The sequence below is a fragment of the Neorhizobium galegae genome (genome assembly GCF_017877055.1).
GTDB lineage: Bacteria > Pseudomonadota > Alphaproteobacteria > Rhizobiales > Rhizobiaceae > Neorhizobium > Neorhizobium galegae_D.
The window spans coordinates 756,521-779,948 of record NZ_JAGIPG010000003.1; the positions used below are offsets into that span (position 1 = coordinate 756,521).

23 protein-coding genes are annotated in these 23,428 nt (G+C 60.4%); 13 read left to right on the forward strand and 10 right to left on the reverse strand.

Going from position 1 to position 23,428, the window contains the following annotated elements:
* Positions 1 to 3 precede the first annotated feature (3 nt).
* Genes J2857_RS22685 through J2857_RS22695 form a run of 3 tightly spaced genes read left to right on the forward strand, consistent with a single transcriptional unit; the run spans position 4 to position 4,297 of the window.
* Positions 4 to 1,233 (forward strand): alpha-hydroxy acid oxidase, encoded by a 1,230-nt coding sequence (locus tag J2857_RS22685; RefSeq protein ID WP_210012331.1) that lies wholly within the window; start codon positions 4 to 6, stop codon positions 1,231 to 1,233.
* The gene (locus J2857_RS22690) at positions 1,233 to 2,918 is read left to right on the forward strand and encodes a thiamine pyrophosphate-requiring protein (protein WP_306868657.1); all 1,686 of its coding nucleotides are present in this window, start codon (positions 1,233 to 1,235) and stop codon (positions 2,916 to 2,918) included. The genes J2857_RS22685 and J2857_RS22690 overlap by 1 nt, the downstream gene beginning before the upstream one ends.
* Positions 2,915 to 4,297, forward strand: coding sequence for an FAD-binding oxidoreductase (locus J2857_RS22695; protein WP_210012333.1), 1,383 nt, complete (start codon positions 2,915 to 2,917; stop codon positions 4,295 to 4,297). The genes J2857_RS22690 and J2857_RS22695 overlap by 4 nt, the downstream gene beginning before the upstream one ends.
* 24 nt (positions 4,298 to 4,321) lie before the next feature.
* Here the strand turns inward: J2857_RS22695 and J2857_RS22700 are convergent, their stop codons facing one another.
* Complete coding sequence (locus J2857_RS22700; protein WP_210012334.1) at positions 4,322 to 4,825, reverse strand: hypothetical protein; 504 nt, start codon at positions 4,823 to 4,825, stop codon at positions 4,322 to 4,324.
* Positions 4,826 to 4,996: 171 nt separating this feature from the next.
* Here J2857_RS22700 and J2857_RS22705 point away from each other — a divergent pair, with 171 nt between their 5' ends.
* The 5 genes from J2857_RS22705 (at position 4,997) to J2857_RS22725 (ending at position 7,882) form a co-directional block, all read left to right on the forward strand.
* Positions 4,997 to 5,371, forward strand: coding sequence for a GFA family protein (locus J2857_RS22705; protein ID WP_210012335.1), 375 nt, complete (start codon positions 4,997 to 4,999; stop codon positions 5,369 to 5,371).
* 56 nt (positions 5,372 to 5,427) lie between these two features.
* Positions 5,428 to 5,862, forward strand: coding sequence for an HD domain-containing protein (locus J2857_RS22710; protein ID WP_210012336.1), 435 nt, complete (start codon positions 5,428 to 5,430; stop codon positions 5,860 to 5,862).
* A 61-nt stretch (positions 5,863 to 5,923) separates the two neighbouring features.
* Complete coding sequence (locus J2857_RS22715) at positions 5,924 to 6,706, forward strand: SDR family oxidoreductase (RefSeq protein WP_210012337.1); 783 nt, start codon at positions 5,924 to 5,926, stop codon at positions 6,704 to 6,706.
* 153 nt (positions 6,707 to 6,859) lie between these two features.
* A complete protein-coding gene (locus J2857_RS22720) occupies positions 6,860 to 7,090 on the forward strand; it encodes a hypothetical protein (RefSeq protein ID WP_210012338.1) in 231 nt (76 codons plus the stop codon).
* Positions 7,091 to 7,315: 225 nt separating this feature from the next.
* Positions 7,316 to 7,882, forward strand: coding sequence for an isochorismatase family protein (locus J2857_RS22725; RefSeq protein WP_210012339.1), 567 nt, complete (start codon positions 7,316 to 7,318; stop codon positions 7,880 to 7,882).
* A gap of 71 nt (positions 7,883 to 7,953) precedes the next feature.
* Here the strand turns inward: J2857_RS22725 and tmk are convergent, their stop codons facing one another.
* Together tmk and J2857_RS22735 are read right to left on the reverse strand one after the other, a co-directional pair.
* Entirely contained in the window at positions 7,954 to 8,625 is a 672-nt protein-coding gene (gene tmk / locus J2857_RS22730; RefSeq protein ID WP_210012340.1) for a dTMP kinase, read from the reverse strand.
* A gap of 70 nt (positions 8,626 to 8,695) precedes the next feature.
* Positions 8,696 to 8,953 carry a hypothetical protein gene (locus J2857_RS22735; RefSeq protein WP_210012341.1) on the reverse strand — a complete coding sequence of 86 codons (258 nt, stop codon included), beginning with the start codon at positions 8,951 to 8,953 and terminating at the stop codon, positions 8,696 to 8,698.
* 490 nt (positions 8,954 to 9,443) lie between these two features.
* Here J2857_RS22735 and J2857_RS22740 point away from each other — a divergent pair, with 490 nt between their 5' ends.
* Positions 9,444 to 10,478, forward strand: coding sequence for a hypothetical protein (locus J2857_RS22740; protein WP_210012342.1), 1,035 nt, complete (start codon positions 9,444 to 9,446; stop codon positions 10,476 to 10,478).
* A gap of 16 nt (positions 10,479 to 10,494) precedes the next feature.
* The gene (locus J2857_RS22745) at positions 10,495 to 11,331 is read left to right on the forward strand and encodes a gamma-glutamyl-gamma-aminobutyrate hydrolase family protein (RefSeq protein WP_210012343.1); all 837 of its coding nucleotides are present in this window, start codon (positions 10,495 to 10,497) and stop codon (positions 11,329 to 11,331) included.
* A 56-nt stretch (positions 11,332 to 11,387) separates the two neighbouring features.
* Here the strand turns inward: J2857_RS22745 and J2857_RS22750 are convergent, their stop codons facing one another.
* From J2857_RS22750 to J2857_RS22760, 3 genes are all read right to left on the reverse strand, one after another.
* A complete protein-coding gene (locus J2857_RS22750; protein ID WP_245363671.1) occupies positions 11,388 to 12,668 on the reverse strand; it encodes a PLP-dependent aminotransferase family protein in 1,281 nt (426 codons plus the stop codon).
* Positions 12,668 to 13,840: an ATP-grasp domain-containing protein gene (locus J2857_RS22755; protein WP_210012344.1), complete on the reverse strand. Its 1,173-nt coding sequence runs from the start codon at positions 13,838 to 13,840 to the stop codon at positions 12,668 to 12,670. Before J2857_RS22755 ends, J2857_RS22750 begins: the two co-directional genes overlap by 1 nt.
* 138 nt (positions 13,841 to 13,978) lie before the next feature.
* Positions 13,979 to 15,325 carry an MFS transporter gene (locus J2857_RS22760; RefSeq protein WP_210012345.1) on the reverse strand — a complete coding sequence of 449 codons (1,347 nt, stop codon included), beginning with the start codon at positions 15,323 to 15,325 and terminating at the stop codon, positions 13,979 to 13,981.
* Between the two features lie 145 nt (positions 15,326 to 15,470).
* On the opposite strand from J2857_RS22760, the gene J2857_RS22765 reads away from it, so the two are divergent.
* The gene (locus tag J2857_RS22765) at positions 15,471 to 16,481 is read left to right on the forward strand and encodes a hypothetical protein (protein WP_210012346.1); all 1,011 of its coding nucleotides are present in this window, start codon (positions 15,471 to 15,473) and stop codon (positions 16,479 to 16,481) included.
* Between the two features lie 81 nt (positions 16,482 to 16,562).
* Positions 16,563 to 18,122 (forward strand): ABC transporter substrate-binding protein, encoded by a 1,560-nt coding sequence (locus tag J2857_RS22770; protein ID WP_210012347.1) that lies wholly within the window; start codon positions 16,563 to 16,565, stop codon positions 18,120 to 18,122.
* 103 nt (positions 18,123 to 18,225) lie between these two features.
* Here J2857_RS22770 and dgcA read toward each other — a convergent pair whose 3' ends face one another.
* The 3 genes from dgcA to J2857_RS22785 all read right to left on the reverse strand — a co-directional run bounded on the left by dgcA (position 18,226) and on the right by J2857_RS22785 (position 21,330).
* Positions 18,226 to 19,212, reverse strand: coding sequence for an N-acetyl-D-Glu racemase DgcA (gene dgcA / locus J2857_RS22775; protein ID WP_210012348.1), 987 nt, complete (start codon positions 19,210 to 19,212; stop codon positions 18,226 to 18,228).
* Between the two features lie 152 nt (positions 19,213 to 19,364).
* On the reverse strand, positions 19,365 to 20,222 hold the full coding sequence (pyrF, locus tag J2857_RS22780) for an orotidine-5'-phosphate decarboxylase (RefSeq protein WP_210012349.1): 858 nt from the start codon (positions 20,220 to 20,222) through the stop codon (positions 19,365 to 19,367).
* 181 nt (positions 20,223 to 20,403) lie between these two features.
* Positions 20,404 to 21,330 carry an ABC transporter substrate-binding protein gene (locus tag J2857_RS22785; RefSeq protein ID WP_210012350.1) on the reverse strand — a complete coding sequence of 309 codons (927 nt, stop codon included), beginning with the start codon at positions 21,328 to 21,330 and terminating at the stop codon, positions 20,404 to 20,406.
* A gap of 512 nt (positions 21,331 to 21,842) precedes the next feature.
* Here J2857_RS22785 and J2857_RS22790 point away from each other — a divergent pair.
* The gene (locus tag J2857_RS22790) at positions 21,843 to 22,745 is read left to right on the forward strand and encodes a helix-turn-helix domain-containing protein (protein WP_210012351.1); all 903 of its coding nucleotides are present in this window, start codon (positions 21,843 to 21,845) and stop codon (positions 22,743 to 22,745) included.
* 29 nt (positions 22,746 to 22,774) lie between these two features.
* On the opposite strand, the gene J2857_RS22795 is transcribed toward J2857_RS22790, so the two are convergent.
* On the reverse strand, positions 22,775 to 23,410 hold the full coding sequence (locus tag J2857_RS22795; RefSeq protein WP_210012352.1) for a LysE family translocator: 636 nt from the start codon (positions 23,408 to 23,410) through the stop codon (positions 22,775 to 22,777).
* Positions 23,411 to 23,428 lie beyond the last annotated feature (18 nt).

The following is a 23,428-nucleotide window of genomic DNA, read 5'->3' on the forward strand; positions in this document are numbered from 1 at the left end:
GTCATGGGGGGAGCCGGAGACGACGCAAGGACGATAGAGACGCTGGCCGAACTCCGCCGGCGTTATCCGATGGTCGGGGATCTCGAGAAACGGGCGAAATGGCGGCTTCCGCGTTTCGCCTATGAATTTCTGCAGGGCGGCGCCGGGGATGAAACCGGCCTCAACCGAAACCGGACTGCGCTGCAAGCGGTGGAAATCGTTCCGCGCTACGGCATCGACGTATCCAAGGTCGATGCCTCGGTCGAGCTTTTCGGCCATCGTTACGCCGCCCCGATCGGCATCTCGCCGATCGGCTTCGACGGCATGATGTGGCCGGGTGCGACCGAACGTTTCGCCAAGGCCGCGCAGGCCCACAATATCCCCTACATGGTCGGCACGCTTGCCTGCTCGACCATTGAGAAGGTGGTGGAATGGGCGTCTGACGTCACGTGGTTCCAGCTGTACCCGATGGCACCGAACAATCACCAGTACAGCCTGGAAATGGCCGAGCGCGCCCGTGTCGCGGGCGCCAGGGTACTGGTCGCGACACTGGATGTGCCGGTGCGCGCAAAGCGGCCGCGGGATCTTCGCAACGGCCTCACCATGCCTTTCAAGCTGACGCCGAAGACGATGTTGGCCGCGGCCGCGGCCCCCTTCTGGCTGGACGCGATCCGCCGCAAGGGCATGCCGACCTTCGCCAACATGGCTGGTTTCGCCGGCGCGCCGGACCGGGTGACCACCTCCGCCTTCGTGCAGAAACATATCGGCGGCGGCTTTCCGTGGGAACAGATCGCCCGTCTGCGCGACACGTGGCCCGGGCCGATGATGGTCAAGGGCGTCATGCACCCGGCAGATGCCGAAAAGGCGCTGGAACTCGGCTTGAACGGTGTCGTCGTCTCCAACCACGGCGGCCGCCAGTTCGATGCGGCACCGGCGACGATCGACGTACTGCCGGAGATTGCCCGCACCGTGGGCACGCGCGGCACCGTGCTGTTCGACAGCGGCGTCGTCTCCGGCGTCGACATGATGCGCGCGATTGCCTGCGGTGCCCATTCGTCCTTTGCCGGTCGTGCCTTCATGCTCGGCCTTGCCGCACTCGGAGACCATGGCGCCACCCATATGGCGCAGGCCTTCATTGAAGAATACCGCATCACGCTCGGCCAGAGCGGGCTGCTGAATACTGAAGAGGCCCGCCGAGCGCCCGTGCGCCATCCCGGTGCCTGGACGGCGGAAGATTTCCAACCTCACCTCTAATCGACCATGTCTCCGGGGAGGAGAAACCCATGAAAGTTGCCGACGCCATCGTGGAAATCCTGAAGCGCGAGGGGATCGAGGTCATCTGCGGTTACCCGGTGAACCATGTTCTGGAACACGCGGCCATGGCCGATGTCCGCCCGATCATCGTGCGCCAGGAGCGTCATGGCCTGCATATGGCCGACGCCATGTCGCGGTTGAGCTCCGGCAAGACGATCGGCGTCTTCGCCATGCAGCTCGGACCAGGTACCGAAAACGCCTATGGCGGCATTGCCCAGGCCTATTCGGAATCGGTGCCGCTGCTGGTGCTGCCCATGGGTTACGAGCGCCGCGTCGCGCATATCGACCCAAACTACAACGCGACCCGCTCGATGCGCGACATCACCAAGTCCGCCGAGCCGATCACCTCGGCTGCCGAAATCCCCAACATCTTCCGCCGCGCCTTCTCTAAACTGCGCAACGGCCGCGGCGGTCCGGTTCTGATCGAGATCCCGAACGACATGTGGCAGGACGAAGTGCCCGAACCTCTGAACTATCGGCCGGTTCTGTCCACCCGCTACGGGCCGGACCCGGCTGCCGTGCGCGACGCGGTCGATCTGCTGCTCGCTGCCAAGCGCCCGATCCTCTACGCCGGCCAGGGCATCCATTATGCCGAAGCTTGGCCGCAGTTGAAACAGCTCGCTGAACTGCTGGCGATCCCCGTCTCGACCAGCCTTGAAGGCAAGAGCGCATTTCCGGAAACCCACCCGCTCTCCGTCGGCGCCGGTGGTGCGGCGATCTCCAAGACGCTTCGCCACTTCCTCGACACATCGGACCTGATCTTCGGCATCGGCTGCTCGTTCACCGAGACCGCCTTCGGCGTGCAGATGCCGCTCGACAAGACCGTCATCCACGCGACGCTCGATCCCGACCACGTCAACAAGGATATCGAAGCCAAGGTGGCGCTGGTCGGAGATGCGGCGCTGACGCTCGACGCGGTTCTCGCCGAGCTCGAAGCCCGCAAGGTCAAGGCGCGCGACCACACCGAAGTTGCCGCCGAGATCGCCAGGATCCAGGCCGAATGGCTGGCGGAATGGATGCCGAAGCTTACCGCGCCCGAAGCGCCGCTGTCGCCCTACCGCGTTCTCTGGGACCTGCAGCACACCGTCGATATCGAAAACACCATCATCACCCATGATGCCGGCAGCCCGCGCGACCAGCTTTCGCCGTTCTGGAAATCGGTCAAGCCGCTCACCTATATCGGCTGGGGCAAGACGACCCAGCTCGGTTATGGCCTCGGCCTTGCCATGGGCGCCAAGCTGATGCATCCGGACAAGCTCTGCATCAACGTCTGGGGCGATGCCGCGATCGGCTTTACCGGCATGGATTTCGAAACCGCGGTGCGCGAACGCCTGCCAATCCTGTCAATCCTGCTCAACAATTTCTCAATGGCGATGGAACTGCCGATCATGAAGGTGTCGACGGAAAAATACCGCTCCACCGACATTTCCGGCGATTATGCCGCCTTCGCCCGCGCGCTTGGTGGCTACGGCGAACGCGTCACCGAACCGAGTGAGATCATCCCGGCGATCAAGCGCGGCATCGAGCAGACCAGACAAGGCGTGCCGGTTCTGCTGGAATTCATCACACGGCAGGAAATCGCCCGGTCACGCTACCACCGCATGCTGACGGGTGAGAAGAAATGACCGAGCCCAGTCTGCAGTCCACCATCGACGCCCTGAGGCTCCACTTCGGCGACCGGCTCTCGACCACGGAAGCGGTGCGCGAGCATCACGGCCACGACATGTCCCGCCAGCCGACGCGGCTGCCGGATGCGGTCGTCTATGCCGAAAGCGAGGACGAGGTGGCGCGCGTCGTCTCCGCCTGTTTCGAAGCGGGCATTCCCGTGACCCCGTTTGCGGCGGGCTCCTCGATGGAGGGGCATACGATCCCGCTGAAGGGCGGCATCTCGTTGGATCTCACCCGCATGAACAGAATAGTCCAGGTCAACCACGAGGATTTCGACGCGCAGGTGCAGGCGGGCGTAACCCGCAAGCAGCTCAACGCCCATATCCGCGATACCGGCCTGTTCTTCCCCGTAGATCCCGGCGCCGACGCCTCGCTCGGCGGCATGGCCTCGACGCGGGCCTCCGGCACCACGGCCGTCCGCTATGGCACGATGCGCGAAAACGTGCTGGCGCTGCGCGTCGTCACGCCCCAGGGCAAGATCATCAGCACCGGCCGCCGGACGAAAAAGTCCTCGACGGGTTACGACCTGACCAAGCTGTTCGTCGGCGCCGAAGGCACGCTCGGCGTCATCACTGAAGTCACCGTCAGGCTGCACCCTATCCCGGAGACCATCGCCTCGGCGGTCTGCGCCTTCGAGACGATGCGCGGCGCGGTGGAAGCCGTCGTTGCGACCATCCAGAGCGGCATTCCTGTCGCCCGCATCGAATTCCTCGATGAGGTCGCCGTCGAGGCAGCAAACCGGCATGCCGGCCTCACCCTGAAACTCGCGCCGACCCTGTTTCTGGAATTCCACGGCAGTCCGCGCTGGGTGGAGGAACAGTCGAACACCGTGGCCGAAATCGCCGCCGATCTCGGCGGATCCGATTTCCAGTGGTCGACCCGCACCGAAGACCGCGAACGGCTGTGGAAGGCCCGCCATGAGACGATCTATTCCAACCAGACGCTGCGCCCCGGCTGCAAGGCCTTCACGACAGATGTCTGCGTGCCGATCTCGCGGCTTGCCGAAGCGGTGCTCGCCGCCCGCGAGGACATCGACAACTCCTTCGTGATCGGTAAGATCATCGGCCATGTGGGTGACGGCAATTTCCATGTCGGCTACCTGATCAAGCCGGAAATCCCAGAGGAGCTTGCGGAAGCGGAACGCCTTGCCGAACGCCTCTACCAGCGCGCCATCGACATGGGTGGCACGTTCAGCGGCGAACACGGGATCGGCATTTCCAAGCTGAAATATCTCCGCCGCGAACATGGCGATGCCGTCGATATGATGAACGCCATCAAGGCAGCCCTCGACCCCAAGGGCATCATGAACCCCGGCAAGCTCGGCCAGGTGGAGTAAAGGCAGACGCTGGCGTGAGGTCGGTCAGCGGCTGAGATCGATACGGCTGGTGACCACCGATTTGCCGCTCGAAAGATCCTTGTCGATGGTCTGGAGCCTGAGGCGATCGTTGCCGACCCTCTCGATGCTCATGTTGGCCGTCCGATCACCATTGACTACCCTTGCCCAGCGAACGCCGAGATTGATCGCATTGCCTCGCCGGTTGCCGGAAAGGACCGAAGGCTGGCCCGATGGACCGACATAGGTGCCACGATAACCCCGATCCGAAGCCCGGAGGTCGGCTGATATGCTGCGCCGCACGACCAGCAGGCCGCGGCAGGTTCCCCGCATCGACAGGGTGGTCGCGCCGGCCGTCGAGGTGAAGCTGCAGGTGACATCGATGGGGCTGCCCCCGATGCGGGTCAGAACCGTGCCGTTGCCGTTCCAGTCGCCGGCAAGCGTTTTCAAGAAATCGCCTTCGGCCGCCAGAGCCAAGCCCGGCGAAAAGGCAAACGCGGTGAATGCGGCGGAGGCAAGAAAGGAGCGCATGGCGACCATCCATCTGAGTGCCCGCTTCAAACGCCGGTTGAGCCGTTCTGTTCCATCCCGGCTCCCTCGTGGCCAGCGCCGTCGACCCGGCCCCGGAACCAGCCTGATCTCTTCCCTTCATCCTCCCCTGCCCTAACTGCGTTTCCGGGAGAGGAAGAAGGAGGAGCGAGCATGATCATCCGGTCTGGAAGCTGCCTTTGCGGCAAGGTGCGGTATTCGGTGAAGGATGCGCCGCTCAGGATCGGGCTCTGCCATTGCGCCGATTGCCGGAAGGAAAGCGGCTCGAGCTTCGTCACGTTCGGCATCTGGCCGCGGCATGGCTTTGAAAGCACAGGCGAGGTCAGGTATTTCCATGGACGCGGCTTCTGCCCCGAATGCGGCTCGCGCGTCTTCAACGAGAGCGACGGCGACGAGATCGAGATTCGTGTCGGATCGCTCGACATGGCGCCGACCGATCTCGAACCGGTCTATGAGATATGGGTGAAGCGCCGGGAGAACTGGCTGAACCCGCTTCCCATCCAGCAGTTCGAAGAAGATCGCAATTGACGCAGTCGTCGCGCACCGCCCCTGGAGAGGCCGCCGAACTGAAGGGAAACAAACAAATGTCCGAACAGATCGACAAGGCGATCGCCATCGCGACCCAGGCGCATGAAGGGCAGTCGTCGAAGACCGGCGGTCCATTCATCGACCATGTCAGACGAGTCGCTGAAAACGTGGCTGGCGAAAACGAAAAGCAGGTCGCCTGGCTGCATGACGTGGTCGAGAAAGGTCCCGGCTGGACGTTCGAGCGGCTGCGCGAAGAGGGCTTTTCACAAGCGGTCGTCGATGCAGTCGATGCGATGAGCAAGCGCGACGGCGAGGAATATTTCGCCTTCGTCCGCCGCTCGATCGAGAACCCGCTCGCCCGGCCTGTGAAACGCGCCGACCTTACCGACAATCTTGCCCAGATGCGCCAGATGGGCGGCGATGGCTCGAAATTCGCCGAAGGCCTGCGCATTCTCAACGAACAATATCCGGCCCGACCCACGGAACCTTGAGCCCGTCCCTGCCGTTCGTCTGCGCGCGGCAGAAGCCGCTATCCGGCGACAGGATGGACTGATGGAACTCAAATCTCAGGTGGCATTGGTAACGGGGGCAGGTTCAGGGATCGGCAAGGCGGCGGCCCTGAAGCTCGCGGGAGACGGCGCCAAGGTTGGCGTACTCGGGCACACGAAAAGAGAAATTGACGGCACGGCCCGGGAAATAGAAGAGGCGGGCGGCGAGGCGCTGGTGCTCGTGGCAGACGTTTCCGATGAGAACCAGATGCGCGAGGCGATCGACCGGCTTGCGGAAAAATTCGGGCGGCTCGACATCGTCGTCGCCAATGCGGGCATCAACGGCGTCTGGGCGCCGATCGACGACCTGAAACCGGAAGAATTCGACAGGACGATCGCCGTCAACCTGCGCGGCACCTATCTGACGCTTCACCTCACCGTGCCGCATCTGAAGGCACAGGGCGCCGGCTCGATCATCGTCGTCTCCTCGATCAACGGCAACCGCACGTTCACGACACCCGGCGCCACCGCCTATACCGCGACCAAGGCCGCGCAGGTGGCGATAGTGCAGCAACTGGCGCTGGAGCTCGGCAAGCACCACATCCGCGTCAACGCCGTCTGCCCTGGCGAGATCGAGACCAATATCAGTGAAAACACCAATCTGCGCCACGAGGAGGAAACCGCAATTCCGGTGAAATGGCCGCAGGGCCAGGTTCCGATCAGCGACGGCAAGCCGGGAAAGAGCGAGGACGTCGCCGAAGTGATCGCCTTCCTCGCCTCCGACCGCTCCCGGCATGTAACCGGCACCCCGATCTACGTGGACGGCGGCCAGGGACTGCTGAGGTAGGATTGTTTTCCGCCTTGACCGGTGCCGGCGAGTTTACGCTGTCGAATAGGCAAACGGTCATTTGAACAGCCGGGCATAGGACTTCAGTCCCGTCCGTGGAACCCCCTTCCTCAACCTGCGTTCATGTCGCGCAAAAGATTGAGGAAACACCCAATGAAGAACCTACTTCTCGCATCGGCTCTGGCCATTTCTTCCATTCTCTCGGTCGCCGGCCCATCCGACGCCGCAAGTGTTACCATCACCACCAATGAGCGGATCGCCCCGCGTCACACCGTCCGCGAAGTCTATCGTCCGCATCGTCCCCGCCACGACTGCATGGTCAAGAAGGTGAAGACCCGCTACCACGGCCGGGTCGTCGTCAAGACCACCCGCGTCTGCCGCTGATCGCCAGATCGCAAACAAGAGAGGGCGGCGGGGATCGGGCCGGCGCCCCCTCCTTCGGGGAGGCCTATCGGGACGGGTACCGGAAGCTCCGGATCGCCTTTTTTCGGCTGTCAGGCTCCATCGACAGGTTTCAACATGCCTACGATCGATCCAGGGTAGCCGTAAAATTCCGTTGCAATGCCACAGGAAATCGGCAATTTCCTGTCTGGTATGGAGGCTGATCCCATGTCCAGCACATCAGCGAAAAAAGCGCCGGTCATCATCATCGACCTGCAGACCAACATGTTCGACGGCCGTATCGAGCCGCCACTCCACGAGGCGGATCTCCTCACCGACCGCGCCCGCAAGGTGATCGACTGGGCGCGGCGCGACGGCCGGGCGATCGCCTTCGTACGTCACGATGGGCCTAAGGGCGATCCGCTGGCGCCGGGAGAGCCCGGCTGGCCCGTCTGGCCGGCACTCGGCCAACGGGATGACGAGCCGACATTCGCAAAGTCGGTGCGGGACGCCTTCAGCAACCCGGAACTCGGCAAATGGATCGAGAGCCAGGGCGCGCCGGAAGTGGTGATCCTCGGCGCCCAAACGGATTTCTGCATCGCTGGCACGGTGGAAGGCGCGATGGCCGCCGGGCTGAAGGTGACGGTGGTTTCCGATGCCCACAGCACGCTCGATCAGCCGCAAGAGAACGCCGCCGCCATCATTCGCCGCTACAATGCCCAGTTCGCCAGGGCCGGCGCCAATCTGGTGACGAGCGAGGCGCTTACGGGCTCGCTTTGGCCTCATCGAGTTTGACGGCTGTGACGAAGAACCCCTGCAGGAACGGCGCCTGCCATGATCATCCGGTGCCGGCGCTTCCCCTCACGTCACCCGGCGACAGCCAAGGGCTGGCTGCAGTGTGCATAGATTCTCTGGCTGATTTCGGCAGGCTGCCCTGTGCCGTCCATGAATGTGAGGAGCGGCTTCATCGCAGTCCATCGCGCCTTGATCGAGTCAATACGTTCAGATGACTTTTCTTCGTGCTTGAGACTGTCGCCGTCGCGCGCGCGCAGCCGCTGCAGAAGCGCCTCGGTAGGGACCTCGAGGTAGAACGCGAAGTCCGGACGTGTCACCCCACCATTGATCTCGATCAGAAAATCGGGGTCGACGCCTCGGTGCGTGAAGACGGCAAACGTCGCGAGAACATATCGGTCGGAGATCACGACTGCCCCGCGGTCCAGCGCCGGATCGATGACTTCCATGACATGCCGATGCCGGTCGGCGGCCGCAAACAGAGACAGAATGCGGGCTTTTTCAGCGCTGCCGCCGTGGTCGTGGAAATGCTCGACAATCGGCGCGTCGCGATACCAATCGGTTGGCTGCCGGGTCAAAACGACCTCTCGTCCAGCGTCCCTGAACCGTTGCGCCAGCCTCTCGATCTGGGTGGATTTGCCCGAACCATCGAAGCCGTCAATTGTGATGAACAGGCCACGATTCGCCCGTTTGGGGCGAAACACCTTGCCAATGCGCGACGGGTCGAGACTGCTGACTGGAATCATCGGTTCTGTTCTCTCGAAAATTGTTCTTTGATCTGAAAGCGGCAACTGCTGGTCAATTGGATTTGCGAAACTACGCCCGTCTCGACAGCGCCGCTTCCGGGTTCCTTGATTTCACCAAGACCGGCGACATGTCCGGGGTCGTCATCTCCAAGCGCTGTGAAACCATTTGGGCTTGCTTCCGCACGTTCAGCCGGTTCGCGCCTGCTGGTCGCAGGATGACGATGTCGCCTTTTTGTGGGGCGCATCGCTGCATGACTTCGTCGCGGGTGATGCGGAGCTGTCCGTTCAGAAACGAATAGGTATCCTGCGGGGATGAGGAAAGATCCATGTCGCACCTCGAGTTTCGATAAATGAGATCATTCTCAATATTTACACTTTGGCGCCGAAGTCAACATCCGGTCACCGTGAGACGCTTGCCATCCGTCGCCGGGGCCGAGCTGCGCTGACCGGGCGCAGCAGGGCCAGGTTCGCAATTGCGTATTGAAAACAAAGGCATCGATATCAATCGCGGCTTTTGTCCTGGTTTACTGCCGAAAGCGGTTGCGCGACAGGAATGGGTGCTGTATCAGTTTTGCGACACGTCTAGAAAAAAGGATGGTCGTTTGCTGCTTGTCCTCTACTACGCTGCGGTAACCCTGGCTCTGCGGTCTGGCGGTCCTCTGCGTGCTCGGACTGCCGGACGCCTATCCGCCATCGAGTGGGTGCCGGAGCTACATGGCCGCGAGACGCGTATTTCAAGCGAATACGTTCGGTTGCCTTTTCTAGACCCTTTTTCAGAACTCGCCCCGCGTTTGAGGGCCAATACGGGGTGACTTGCAATGGATTTGACCGAAAACAGAATCCGTCTTCTGGGCGGTCGTGTCAGCGTTGATCAGGCGTTCATCGACAGCCAGATCTATTTGCGAGACGGGGACGTCGCGATCGCCGCCGGTACGCTTATCGAGGGGATAGGCAACAAGTTTTCCGATCTCGACATGTACGTTTTCACGGAAGAGCGACGCGCCTGCGAAGAAGTCATCTACCGTCGGCATCACCGGGTGCTTAGCGTCGAGCGAGACATCCTGAACGAGACTTCGCGCGGCAAGCAGGTCTTCCTGGTCCACACTGTGGTGCCGAACTCGGGCGTCAAGGTCGATGTCGAGTTCGACACATTCGCCGAGGTCGAAGCGCTCTTTGATCAGGTCAAGACGATCTATGACTACGCCTGCAACAACCTTGTCCTGCTGACCAAGGTGCTCACCGTGCGGCAGCAGAACCTAATTCACCGGCTGTTCAATTGCCTGGTCCTGCGCAACGAACCGCGGTTCCAACAGCTGATGGGAGGAATATCGCGCTGGCAATATTGCTATGTGGCATACCGTTGGTTTGCGTCGGATTTCTCCGTCCTCCTTGACCTGATGGGCGCCTGGGACAAGCGCGAAATCGACCGCTCCGTCGATCTGGCTCGCGAAAATCTGATTCAGCAGATGTCAGCCTACCTCCACCTTGTTGGATCGACCAATGTCCGAAGAAAATGGCTGCTGACTTATCTGGATCAGTTGCTTGTTCCGGACGCAATTCGTGTTCGCTTCCTGGACCTTTTCTACATGACCGGCGTCTCGGACCACCGTTCGAAGGAGCAGTTTGTCTTCAACACATTGGATCTGGTTGATGACATCCAGGAGGCATCGAGGGAGAAGCTGCTTGCGAACCCTTATTTCCCGGCTGGGCGCGCGGCGCTCGATACGCTACATGCCAACTGTTTCGGTTCGGCTGCCACCTCTGACTATGCGGAGACGGAATACAGGTATCGCTCGCGTGTCTACGAGGAGGGCGTGAAGCCCACCCGACTGCTTCTGATCGATGGCATCTAGAACGCGGACGGTTACGATGTCCTCGCTACGCAAGACAAGCAATGGCGTGCTTCCGCTGATCGGCCTGACGTGTTGCACCAAGCAAATCCTTGGATCGGATTTCCATGCGGTGCTTGATCGCTACGTTGCAGTCGTCGCCGGGTTTCTTGAGGCCGTCCCGATCCTTATTCCGGTTGACGCCAGCCGGCCCCAGCTCGAAAGCCTGCTCGCGCGCCTGGACGGCGTGTTGGTTACCGGTGCGCCAACCATGCTGGACCCCTCGCTTTACGGAGAGAGGCCCGATCCCGATTACAAATATGATCCGCAGCGGGACGTCACAACACAAGCGCTCATCCCGCTGGCGATTGCCATGGGCGTCCCGGTATTGGCAATCTGCCGCGGGATCCAGGATATGAACGTTGCTTTTGGCGGATCGCTCCATCAGGCAGTTCATCGTATGCCCGGCCGGCTGGATCACCGCGCGCCGTCGGACGTTTCAACCCGCGCTGAAAAGTTTGTTCCCTCGCATACCCTGCGCTGTGTCGAGAACACGCTTTTTGAGACGCTTGCCATTGAATGCGGACTCGATCCCCTGGCGGTACCGGTCAATTCTCTCCACGTGCAAGCCATCAAGGATCTGGGATCAGGGTTGACCGTGGAAGCGGTCGCCCCGGATGGCTCAATCGAAGCCGTGCGTGTGACGACGACGTCGATATTCGCCTTTGGTGTGCAATGGCACGTAGAGTGGGAACCTGATGAAACCAATTTCAACGGCGCTGTGCTTCGGACATTTCAGGGAGCCTGCCTGACGCGGACCAGTCGCCGGTCCGACGTGTTCGCCTGCGCCAATAGGGCCGTTCCAACCCTGCGCTGAAGCATCGGTGTTTGAGATGTTCAGGGCGCGAATGATCACTGCTTGCACCCGGGCGCCTATGTCGATGCCTGCGCCATCGCGTCAGATTCTGCCGTTTCAGCAGCGATCAGCCGCGCCAATCGCAGCACGCCTTCTCTCGCAAGCTCGGGCGCGCAGGACGAGAAGCACAGGCGCAGCGTGTTGCCGCCGGAGCCATCGGCATGGAAGGGGCGACCGGGAACGAAGGCGACACGCTCGCCTGTGATGGCCTTGGCAAGCAGCGTCTTGGCGTCGATGCCTTCGGGCAATGTCAGCCAAACGAACATTCCACCCTCTGGTTTTCGCCAGGTCACGTTGCGCGGCATATAGTCTTCGAGCGCCCTGATCAGGTTGTCGCGCCTCTGCCGGTAGACCTCTCGCGAGGTGTTCACACTCGCGTCAAACATTTCGTCTGCAACACGGTGCATGACCATCTGATTGATGGTCGAACTGTTCAGATCGCTGGACTGCTTCAGCAGCGTAAGCTTGTTGATCAGTTGGCTCGCTGCGCAAATCCAGCCGATGCGCATGCCCGGGGTCATCGTCTTCGAGAAACTGCCACAATAGACGACCAGCGACGTTTCGATAGAGCCAGAATCCGCGATGTCGAGCTGCATGATAGTCGGCTGTGGATCGCCTTCGTAGCGCAGTGAAGAATAGGCCCCGTCTTCTATCAGAGGCGCATCATTTGCGCGAGCAAGGGCAATGAGGCGTCGCCGTGCCGTCACATCCATCGTTTCGCCCGTTGGATTGGAGAAATCCGGATTGGCGTAGATAAGTTTCAAAGGCTGGGCTTTGCCGGCTCCTGGGCTTGCCATGCTCACGCCGTCGCCATCGAAGAAGCGGTAGTCGGGCTCATATGCGTCGAATATCTGTAGCGCGCCAAGGTAGCTTGGCTTTGAGACGGCGAGCGGATCACCCATCTCCAGAAACAGGCGGGATAGAAATTCGATAGCCTGCTGTGCACCGGACGTGATCAGGATGTTGTCTGAGCTGCAAACGACGCCCTGCCGGCGCATAAAATCGGCAATCCAGCGCCGCAACGGCAAATATCCTTCACTCGCACAATATTGAAGCGAAATCGCCGGGCTATCCTGGAGGGATTTTTGATAGCCATCGCGAAATTGCGGCAAGGCGAAAAGATTTGCGTCGGGGAACCCTCCCGCAAAGGAAATGATCTCCGAATTGTCGAGCAGGGCGAAGAGGTCGCGGATCTCCGACGCATTCATGTTCTTGGCCCGGTTTGCGAAACGATGCTCCCAGGTGTGTCTCTGCAAGTGTGTCAACGGTTGTTGCATCGGCATGGTTTCGATCCACATCAAGAGATGTTGGCCAGGGAGTTCGACTTCGTGGTCACGTAGCGAACAATTGAATCGATAGCGCCCTCGCAGGACTCGAAACCGCGGACGATCCCGCCGAACGGCGAGTGGATTTCGCTGTAGGAAGGCACATCCGGCTTGGCCGGACGCGCATTGATGTGGCATTGGACAAGTTCACGGCGGAAAACCTGGCCTACGGAGCCGTAGTCGATTTCTGCGCCATAGGGAAAGAGGAACCAGCCAAACATGTCGGCTCGGCCGCGGCCGTTGTCGACTTTGGCGACGTCGCCCAGTATGCAGTGCAGATCCCCATGGTGGAGATTGACGCCCGTTTTCAGCTCGAACGCCTCGGCAATGTAAGCGCCGCCGATACGGCCCGCGAACTCCAGGAAAAACGGCTGTCCGTCCCGATCGACGATCATCTCGAGATGGAAGCCTCCATCGCGATAGCCGAGCGCCCGGGCAATGTCCGTTACCGCCAGGCTCGCCCATTCCGGATTGTCGACCTGCGTCGAGCCGAGAGCTGAGCCCGATGCGAAGGAGAAGCAGGTGTTCACATATTTCGACGCCTGAAGCAGGGTCAGCTCGCCGCCGCTCAAAAGTCCGTCGAGGTGGAAGATGTCTCCCGGCACGAACTCCTCGACCAGCCAGTCGCGTTCGCCAAGGTTTTCGATGCGCGCGTCCAGGCCAGCGCGCGGCCCGATCCATATGCCGTTGCTGGCTGCGTCAAGACGTGGCTTGAGGACGAGTTTCTGATCAGGCGGCAGCGAGGCGCTGATGCGCTTGTACTTGGCAAGCGCCCAAAAGGCAGGCTGTTTCAGACTTGACTGATGCGCAGCCATCCGCATCGTCAGCTTGTCACGGATGGGAAGGACCCTTGCGACTGAATCGCCGGGAATGTTGAACCGTTCGCGGATCCGGGCGGCAAGGAGCAGATCGCGTTCGCCGCGGGCGACCAGATAGTCGCAATTCGCGCAAGCCTCTTCGATATGCGCCGGCAGAGCATCCGCATCGAGATCCGCCAACCTCGCGGGGAAGGTCGTGGCGTTGGCCAGCGATTTCTGGTCGAGGAACTGACCGATATAGGTCACGTCGTGACGCTGGTGATCGATGACCTGATCATACCGGATGCGTCTCGGATCCGCCCGATTTAGAATAACGATTCTGGTCAAGGCTTGCTCCCATTCTTCGACACCACGCTTGCACCACGTTCAGAAAGCCGCGTACCTGGTCGCTCGATCTTCGTCGCCCGGCCGCTTTGGGCTGAAAACGCCAAATCGTGAGCCAACATCGCAGCGCAGGGATGACGTTCATTCATGCGTTTCATTTTCGCTGTTTGCCTGGCGAAGCGCCGCACGGTTTCCGCTGGCCTGCAGGTCCAGGAGATAGATCCCCGCCGCGATGGTGGCGATGCCTGTGCCCCACAAGGCATACTGGAGGTTCACGTCTTCCAGGCCGGTGACTGCGGGCATCGAAAACACCAGTAGTCCGAAGGCGCTGGTGACCGCTTGTGTATGGGTGCGCACCCGGCCGATCGACTCCAGGTCGGCCAGCTCGATCATTCGCCCGTCACACAGGATCTTCGAGAACGAGAACGCAAAGCCCATCAGGAAATAGATGACCGCGACCGCCCCCGGATAGGCGGTGACCGAAATGCTGGCTGCAAGAAGCCCGAGCGCGACGATTGCCAGATACTCGAAGCCATCCAGATTGAACCGCTGCAGGATTCGCGCGGCGAAAACCGCGGCCGAGATCCCTCCCACGGACCACAGGGCGTCGATCAATCCATACAGCCCGCTGCCGCCGGCAAGCTCGCGCTGCACCAGCATCGGCAGCAGCACGTTCGACAGCTGCCCCACGGACGTGCTGAGCCCGATCAGCGCCGCGAGCCGACCCAGCTCCGGCTTCTGCACGAAGAACCGGTAGCCTTCCGCCACCTGCGCCATGTAGCTCCGGCGCCCACCTGAGGGCGGGTAGGCGTCCGGCAGTCCGAGCACGCAGAGGACCGCCAGGCCGCAGAGGATCACGCCAAGCGCGAAGGCGGCATGGAGCGGCAACCACATCAGCGCAAGCCCGCCAAGGCCGGCACCGGCGATCATCGAGCCTTGCCGCAGTCCGTTGACGATCGCGTTGGTCCGCCTGATATCAGCCTGCTCGACGATAGACTTCTGGATCGCGTCGAGCGCGCCGCCCTGCAGAAGTCCTGCCGCCGCGATGCAGCACGCGACGAAAAGGATCATCGCGTAGCTGAGCTCGAAGCCGAGCAGCCAGGCCAGGCCGGGCAGCGCCATGGCGCCACCGAACAGCGCCTGGCCGATGATTGCCAGACGCTTGCGGCTGCGCCGGTCGATCAGCGCGCCAACGCCCGGGGCGAGCAGGACGTTGATGAGGTGACCGACGAGAAAGGCGATGCCGATCAGGGTGACCGACCCGCCGACGAGGGCCGATGACCAGCCGAGCGCGACGACCCAGAGACCGCGCGTCACACCGGCCAGGGTTACCGCAGCGTAGTAGAGGACAAGCAGCAAACGACCATCCTTTTTTCTAGACGTGTCGCAAAACTGATACAGCACCCATTCCTGTCGCGCAACCGCTTTCGGCAGTAAACCAGGACAAAAGCCGCGATTGATATCGATGCCTTTGTTTTCAATACGCAATTGCGAACCTGGCCCTGCTGCGCCCGGTCAGCGCAGCTCGGCCCCGGCGACGGATGGCGAGCGTCTCACGGTGACCGGATGTTGACTTCGGCGCCAAAGTGTAAATATTGAGAATGATCTCATTTATCGAAACTCGAGGTGCGACATGGATCTTTCCTCATCCCCGCAGGATACCTATTCGTTTCTGAACGGACAGCTCCGCATCACCCGCGACGAAGTCATGCAGCGATGCGCCCCACAAAAAGGCGACATCGTCATCCTGTCAGGCACCCTCGTCGAGGGCATTGGCAGCAAGCATTCCGACCTCGACGCCTATATCATCTGCGACGAGCTTCCTCCGGTCCGGCACGTTGGCGATCACAGCTTCATCATCGAACAGAATGGCGGGCTGCGCACCTTCGTCGACTACATCCGCGATGATGGTTTCGCCATCGATGTGGAATATTACACACGCGCCGAAATCCAGGCGATGAAAGACGAGGTTCAAGGCCTCTATCGTCAGGCGCGAGAGCGCACCAAGACGCTGCGCAAGAAGATGCCGCACGCCTATGAAGACGGCTTGCACAAGATGCAGGTCGGCATCGCCCTCACCGGCGGAGAGGAGTTTGCCAGTTTGTTCTCGGCAGACTTCTGGAAACAGATGTCGTTCGTCCAATACCGCAACCGGACCGGCGGCTACCCCGAATTCAAGGATGTGATGGGCACCTGGGGCTCGGGCGACTTTGACACCAGTCTGCTGGTCTGCACCATGTTTCTCATGGATCAGGCGGCCGGGCTGTGCCATCTCGCCGGCAGCACCAATGGCAAGGCCAAGTGGGTGATGCAGAACCTGAAGCGCCTGCCCGAGCCGCTCCGCCCGCTTGGCCAGGACATTATCGATTGGTACGGGTCGGGTGGACGCTCCGCCGAGGACCGCAGGGCGGCAGTGCTTTCGGCTTGCGATCTCGTCACGCGAATCTACGAGGCGGACACTGCCCTGCTCGACGCAGATACGCGGAACTTCTATTCGGCAGAGGAAGCGCTGCACCTGACACAACAGGAATTCCTGACAGAGCCGTTCCACGATCCGCAGACGGTCCTCGAATTCGAGTTCCGGCGGCTTCTGTTCAACTCCGGCACACGATCCGTGCGCGAGCTTCTGATCCAGAACGTGTGACCGACGAAGCAGAACTGCGTCGACGCGATCGGCACCTCCGCCCCATCGGGTCGACGGCGTTATCATTGCGAGGTCAAAGAAATGTCTTCTGAAAACGACGCAAAGAGAGCCTACCGGAACGGCGACAGGCTGGTCATGGGAATGTCGATCGACGACCTGATGACACTTGATCCGGCAGAGGGCTATGAACGCACCGTCTCCGAGCTTCTTGGTAACGTGTATGAACGGCTGGTTCGGCTCGACCGGGACGATCTATCGAGGATCAAGCCGGAGGCGGCGGAAAGCTGGGCCATTTCACCCGACGGATTGCGATTTTCGTTTCGCCTGCGCCCGAATTTGAAGTTCTCGTCGGGCAACCCCGTCACGGCCGATGATGTCGCCTGGTCCTTCAAACGCGCGGTCACCTTCGCCAGAGGACCTGCCGAAATCCTGAACGAGCTCGGCTTGACGCCCGAAAACGTCAGCGAACGGGCCGTGGCGGAGGATGAGCAGACCTTCAGACTAACGCTGAATGCCGCCTTTGCGCCGAGTTTCGTTCTAAATTGCCTGACGTCCAACGCGGCGTCGATTGTCGACAGGAAGACGGTCGAGCAGGTTTGCGGCGCAGACGCCGATGCGCCGACCTTCGGCAACAACTGGCTGAAGAGAAACACTGCGGGGTCCGGGCCGTTCGCGGTTTCTGACTGGTGTCCGGGCCAGGCGGTCGCGCTGACAAGGAATGAGTTCTCCCGGCAAAGGACCTCCCTCGCCGTCGCCGAATATCGTCATATTCCAGACGGAGCGACCCAGCTCGGCCTTCTCCTTGAAGGCAAGATCGACGTTGCCCGCAGCCTTGATTTCCAGCAGTTGGAGATCGCGCGACAGAGTGGCGTTTGCCGCGTGTCAGCCGCACCTAAAGGGGCGATACTCTTTATCAGCCTCAATCAACGGCATCCCGTCCTTTCCAAACCGCAGGTCATTCGCGCCTTCAAGCATCTCGTGGACTATGAGACCATGCAGCAGCAATGGCTGGAAGGTTCGGGGCGTGTGCACCAGGGGTTCCTGCCGCTCGGCATGCTTGGCAGCGAGGACAAGACCCGCTTCGCCTATGATCCGCAAGAGGCTCGGCGCCTGCTGGTGGAGGCCGGCCTGGGAAGCGGCTTCCAGATTTCCATGGACGTACATCAGTTCCCGACGGTCATGGGCGTTGCTTCCATCTTCCAGAAATCGCTGGCGCTTGTGGGCGTGGAATTGACATTGCTGCCCGATACCGGCAAGTCGGTGCTCGGAAAGTTTCGCAGCCGCAAGCACGATCTTTACTGCGGTCGCTGGGGTACGGATTATTGGGACCCCAATTCCAACGCCAAGGCCTTCCTCAAGAACGCGGACAATGGCTCGGAAAAGGAGGCGGGTATTCTCGCGTGGCGCAATGGCTGGTCCGCGCCGGAGCTAAGCCGGATAGCCGACGATGCGCTGACAATCTCGGATCCCGATCTGAGAGCGGAACGCTACCGCCTGCTGCAGGACGAGGTTGTTTCGACTGCCCCTTACATTTTCATTTACCAGCAGGTCGAATACGTCGCCACCCGCGACTGGTTCACGACCCTGTCAGTCGGCCCGACCTTCGGCAGCAACTACCTCTTCGACACCGTCGATGCGTGAACATGCCCAGTCGATCAATCGCGAAACGGCCGGGATGCACCTGCCAGCTTGATTGGCTTATAGGTTGGATCCAGTCGGCATGTGGATGCTTGGGCGACTGGAGTCAGCCCCAAAGAGACCTGCTCGGCGGCTCCATCAGCGAGCCGTTGTATTGAACCGGTATCTCCCGGTCTTCCGCCAGCAGAAGTGGCGCGTCGAGATCGACGTACCGGGCGCCCTGCGCGACAAGAAAGGCCGGCGCCATGGCCAGCGAAGTGCCGAGCATGCAACCGACCATAACGTCGAACCCTGCCTCCAGAGCATCCCGCCTCAATTCCAGGGCCTCGGTCAGACCGCCAGTCTTGTCGAGCTTTATGTTGATGGCGTCATATTTTCCCGCGAGGAACTTGAGAGAATGCCGGTCATGGCAACTCTCGTCCGCACAGATCGGCAGGGGGCGACTGATTCCGCGCAATGCCTCGTCCGAATCGGCAGGCAGTGGCTGCTCCACCATGGCCACGCCCAGGCGGACCAGGTGTGGCGCAAGATCGAGATACTGCTCGATTGTCCAGCCCTCATTGGCGTCGACAATCAATGTAGAGCGAGGAGCCCCGGAGCGCACGGCCTCGATACGCTCGACGTCGCGATCCGAACCCAGTTTGATCTTGAGGAGAGGACGATGGGCGTTCCGCGCGGCCGCGTTCCGCATGGAATCGGGATCCCCCAGAGAGAGCGTGTAGGCGGTGCTGAGCTGCGCCGGTGCCGAAAGACCCGCCAATTTCCAGGCCACCGTGCCGCTTCTCTTCGCCTCCAGATCCCAGAAGGCGCAATCGATGGCATTGCGCGCCGCGCCGGCGGGAAGGCGCGTCACCAGCCCAATGCGGTCCAGTCCGTTGGAGAGATCTTGCTCAAGCGATTGGACCGTTTCGATTACGCCTTCGACGGTCTCGCCGTAGCGCTGATAGGGCACGCATTCGCCGCGCCCGCAAATAGTGCCATCGCGCAATTCGACGGTGACCACGCGGATTTCTGTGCGCGAACCGCGCGATATCGTGAAGGTTCCGTCAACCCGAAAACGCTCTTCGACAACACGAAGGGACAAGCGGGTCATGGCAGCCCCGATGCAGCGATGTCTCGACATGCGAGACAACGGACTTCCAAACCTTCGGGCGTCATCTCAAAATTCCCTTCGGCTTCTTGGCGGGAAGCCCTGGCGTATATCGGTCCATTGGCGAGCACAGCATGCCCACTTCTTCCCATCCATTACATCAGCGGTCCGGTGGGGCCACGACGGAACGTGACTGCCTGGTTGTTCCGCTCATGGATGACCGAACGCAGGATGTTGTTGCTGAACCCTTCTCTCACGATGCTGCGGGCCATGATCGGGATAAGGTTGCGGCGAGCCTTGCTGAACGTCCTTCCGAGATCATCGAATGTGGCGCCCTGATGGCCAATGCCCGGGCAGAGGATCAGGTTCTGGCCCAAGGCGTCGATCAGGCCCTCAAGCTGTTGAAGCTCGCGGGTGGCGCCGAGCACCGCGCCGATCACTTTCTGTTGCCGGCGCTCATTGTAGGCGTTGATCTCCTCCACCAGATAGGCCGCGACGCTCTGGTCCCGATCCTTCAGGATCGCTGTCTGGATCGGTTGTCCTTCGCTGTTTGACGACATGACAACGACGAAGACGCCTTTGCCATGTTCGGCCGCCCTATCGAAAATCGGATCGAGGGCGCCGAAGCCCAGATAGGCCGTGACCGTCAGTGCGTCAGCATTGTAGTAGCTGGACGGGCCGAGATAGGCTTCCGCATAACCCGCGGAGCTTGCGTCAATATCGCCGCGCTTGGCGTCGACAATGACCAGGTACCCGCGGTCATGCGCCATATCGATGAGCCGCTTCAGTTCAACCAGACCGTCGGGACCGAAGCGCTCGAAATAACTGACCTGGGGCTTTACGACCGAGACCAGACCCTGGGTGGAGTCCAGCAGGCGTTCGTAAAAGATCCGGAGGCCCGCCTTGTCGTTCGGCAGCCCCGCCGCCGTCAGAAGGCCGGGTGCAGGATCGATGCCAAGACAGAACGGTGATATGTCGTCGCCGATACGTTGAAATGCTGCTTCAAAGCTCACGCAAATACCCCTTGTGCTTGCTGTGACGCGTGTAGCGTCTGATGTATGCACCAAGGCACACAATCTCAAATTATTATTATCATTTCAAAAAAGAGATATAGCGTCAAATTATCAACTATTGTCAAGCCCATTCTGTTGAAGGCGAGGGGCTTCTGGGAATACGGACCCGACGCCGCACCCCTCAATTGGCGGCTTCCCATCCGGAAAGCGGCTCGTGAGCTGCAGCCAAGACGTTGACCGAGCTGCCTTCCAGGCAGTTTATCGTGGCAACCAACTCACGGATTTGGGCCGCGACAATCCCAGCGTCGGGATGCGCTCCGGGCATCTGCCGAGCGACGTTTATCAGCGCGGACCGCTCTTCCAATCCTGCAAAAATGGCTTTGCGGGTTGCCGACAGGAAACGATCGACAAGCTCCGCCATGGCGCCAATCGTTGCGTCACTTGCGACCGCGCACATGCCGGGAAGATGCAGGCCGAAGGCCGCGACATCAAGTTCTGTCAATGGAAAGTTTGCCATGCTTTCAAGTACGTGAAGTTCGTTCGTGCGGTAAACGCTGACAACATCCACGTCGCCCCTCAGAAAAGAGCCAATTTTGTCGACCGGACTCACGTCGACAAAGTTTATCCTGTCGTAATTTACCTGATTGTCCTCGCAAAAACGGGCCAGAAACGCGGTCCCGGTCTCACCGCTCAGCTTCGCAACCCTCTTTCCCTCAAGTTGCTTCGGTAGCACGACAGGACACTGGCTGCGAGAAATCAGACAAACCGGGGCAGCGGCCTGGTAAAGCGAAACGATCTTGATCGGTGCGCCACCCTCTATGGCGGTCAGAGCAAAAGTACACGGCAGGATCAGGATATCGAGTTCGCCCCGATGCAAGGCATCAAGGGCCGCGGGCGACCCTGTTCCTTCACAAAAGACGACTTCCAGCTTTTCGCCCGAGTAAAAACCCCTCGATTTGGCGAGATAGAAAAACGCATATTCCGCCTTTGCCTTCCAGCTGAAGCCGACACGCAACGTCTCGCCGGCAGGAATACGCCAAGGCCGCGGTTCTCCGGACGCCATTGCCAGGATGTCGAAAAAACGCTCGACGTAAACCCTTTTTTGCATTGCCTGAACTCCATCGACACTTCAACGAGCCTGACACTGTCCCCGCGCCGATATTATCGGCGAGACATAATTTGAGATTGATATATATATTGATAATTAAATCTACTTAAGTGGACATCCGCAGGCTGTCAACAGATCATTTGGCAAACGATCCCACCACGATGCGCTTCGAGACAGGGCGTGACGGCTTCTGGCTTCACCGTCTGTCGACGATGCGTGATAATCGGCCAAAGGGCGAAGACGCATCGTCTCGATGCCGGATAGCAGCGTCATCGCCCGTCGCCGCCACCGAAATCACCAGGGCTCAGCCAGCGCAATTATGTCCGTCGGGTAAAGAAAATGGGCATGAATTCTGATCAGCAAGATGGCGCCTCGGCAGGGGTGCTGCATTTGCGATTGGGACAAAATATGGAATTATACTATTTGTGAGACATTACCTTTGCCTGTCGGTCGAGGATCGCTATAACGCAGCCACAGCGCCAGACTTCCAACTCACTACTGCACCATGGTCGATGATGAAGAATTCGAACTTAAATGCTGAGACGATTCAGGTTCGCGACATAGGCGCCCGACTCCACGCCTATCGGGTGGGTCGCGGTCTGTCGCCCGAGGATCTCGCTGCCCAGCTGGGAATCTCCCGCGCGGCCCTCTATCGGGCGGAAAAGGGAGAAATCTTCAAGATCGATACGCTGACCAAGATCACCAGCGTCCTCGACGTATCTCTCCCGAGCTTGCTTGGCATTGGAATGGAATATGTCGACACCGCAGTCGCCTTTTTCGAACGGATGCGGCAACTCGAAGAAGAAAGCGAGCAGATCATCGGTTTCTTCGGCCCGATCTCCTATCTGCTGACGTCGCCCGCCTATGATGAAATGCTGAAGGAGGTCCTCCGCGATTCCGATGCCGACGACAAGGCGACGACGGACGCTGTCGAGAAATTGCTCGAGATCCTGAAGCAGCGCAAGGCGACCTATCAACAGCGACGTCCACTGCTGGTCAATCTGATCGCCTCGTCGGACCTTGAACGCTTTCTCCTGCACGGCCTGATCGGCCGCCACGACCTGCCGGACGAAATCCAGACAAGGCGCCGCGTCCTGGCAAAGCAGGAAACACTGCATATCCTCGAACTGCTGCGGGTGCAACCGATCGGGGTGCAGATATGCATCATCCCGCAGACCGTGCCCTCGACAACCTTCCAGATCTTCCGGCAGTCGACCCGATCGGTGCTGGCCATCAGTCCCTTTCGCTTGGGCGAACAACCCAATGTCCGTGTCGGCGTCGGCTTTATAACTTCTTCTGCCGAAGCGATCTCCCTGCACGAGAACATCGCCAAACGGCTGTGGGAACAATCCTTGAAGGGCAACGATGCAGCCGATTATCTGATCAAGCTGATCGAAAAATACGGCGTGGAGTAAACCCCCAGGGGCATGCAGGCGGGCCTTCCTTACAAGGCGGGCATGACGGCCAGATGCAAACCCAATGCGATCAGCAAGCATCCAGCAAGGACACGCAGGAGACGCTGTCTTCCCGTGGAACGATGGAGACGTCGCCGTACGACTTCGGCCAGAAGAGCGCATAAGACGTCGGACGAGGAAAAGATCACATTGGCAATACAGCCCAGCACGAGAAGCTGAAGCCATAGCGTCTGTCCGTCTTCAATTCGGGTAAACTGGGGAAGAAAGGCAACATAGAACAACGCCGTTTTCGGATTGAGGATCTCCACCAACATACCCTCGAACAGCGCCTGAGCCTCGCTGGACGATCTGTCCGAAAGCGCGTTCGTCTTCATGTCCTCGACACGTCGAAACAAACCAAAGCCGAGCCAGATCAAGTAAGCCGACCCGGCCATCTTCATGCCGATATACACGCTCGGAAAGAAGTGCAGCAGCACGGTAATGCCGAATGCAGCGGCAAATACATGAAAATATGTGCCGAGATGGATGCCGAACGAGGTCATCAGGCCGTGCCGACGGCCCCGCGCCGCGGTTTGCGCCGCGACGAACAGCATCGCCGGCCCAGGCACATAGCCATATAACGTTGCCGTCACCAGGAAGGTCAGCAGAAGTTCGTTCGGTGGCACGGTGGCGCTCGCTCATTG

Excerpts from the sequence above, each read along its gene's own strand:
- J2857_RS22750 (WP_245363671.1), bottom strand. The coding sequence starts at position 12,668 with ATGTGGATCGAAACCATGCCGATGCAACAACCGTTGACACACTTGCAG.
- J2857_RS22710 (WP_210012336.1), top strand. The coding sequence starts at position 5,428 with ATGTCCGAACAGATCGACAAGGCGATCGCCATCGCGACCCAGGCGCAT.
- J2857_RS22745 (WP_210012343.1), top strand. The coding sequence starts at position 10,495 with ATGTCCTCGCTACGCAAGACAAGCAATGGCGTGCTTCCGCTGATCGGC.
- J2857_RS22695 (WP_210012333.1), top strand. The coding sequence starts at position 2,915 with ATGACCGAGCCCAGTCTGCAGTCCACCATCGACGCCCTGAGGCTCCAC.
- J2857_RS22700 (WP_210012334.1), bottom strand. The coding sequence starts at position 4,825 with ATGCGCTCCTTTCTTGCCTCCGCCGCATTCACCGCGTTTGCCTTTTCG.
- J2857_RS22685 (WP_210012331.1), top strand. The coding sequence starts at position 4 with ATGGGGGGAGCCGGAGACGACGCAAGGACGATAGAGACGCTGGCCGAA.
- tmk (WP_210012340.1), bottom strand. The coding sequence starts at position 8,625 with ATGATTCCAGTCAGCAGTCTCGACCCGTCGCGCATTGGCAAGGTGTTT.
- dgcA (WP_210012348.1), bottom strand. The coding sequence starts at position 19,212 with ATGACCCGCTTGTCCCTTCGTGTTGTCGAAGAGCGTTTTCGGGTTGAC.
- J2857_RS22705 (WP_210012335.1), top strand. The coding sequence starts at position 4,997 with ATGATCATCCGGTCTGGAAGCTGCCTTTGCGGCAAGGTGCGGTATTCG.
- J2857_RS22740 (WP_210012342.1), top strand. The coding sequence starts at position 9,444 with ATGGATTTGACCGAAAACAGAATCCGTCTTCTGGGCGGTCGTGTCAGC.
- J2857_RS22785 (WP_210012350.1), bottom strand. The coding sequence starts at position 21,330 with ATGCAAAAAAGGGTTTACGTCGAGCGTTTTTTCGACATCCTGGCAATG.
- J2857_RS22790 (WP_210012351.1), top strand. The coding sequence starts at position 21,843 with ATGATGAAGAATTCGAACTTAAATGCTGAGACGATTCAGGTTCGCGAC.
- J2857_RS22765 (WP_210012346.1), top strand. The coding sequence starts at position 15,471 with ATGGATCTTTCCTCATCCCCGCAGGATACCTATTCGTTTCTGAACGGA.
- J2857_RS22735 (WP_210012341.1), bottom strand. The coding sequence starts at position 8,953 with ATGGATCTTTCCTCATCCCCGCAGGATACCTATTCGTTTCTGAACGGA.
- J2857_RS22715 (WP_210012337.1), top strand. The coding sequence starts at position 5,924 with ATGGAACTCAAATCTCAGGTGGCATTGGTAACGGGGGCAGGTTCAGGG.
- J2857_RS22770 (WP_210012347.1), top strand. The coding sequence starts at position 16,563 with ATGTCTTCTGAAAACGACGCAAAGAGAGCCTACCGGAACGGCGACAGG.
- J2857_RS22720 (WP_210012338.1), top strand. The coding sequence starts at position 6,860 with ATGAAGAACCTACTTCTCGCATCGGCTCTGGCCATTTCTTCCATTCTC.
- J2857_RS22725 (WP_210012339.1), top strand. The coding sequence starts at position 7,316 with ATGTCCAGCACATCAGCGAAAAAAGCGCCGGTCATCATCATCGACCTG.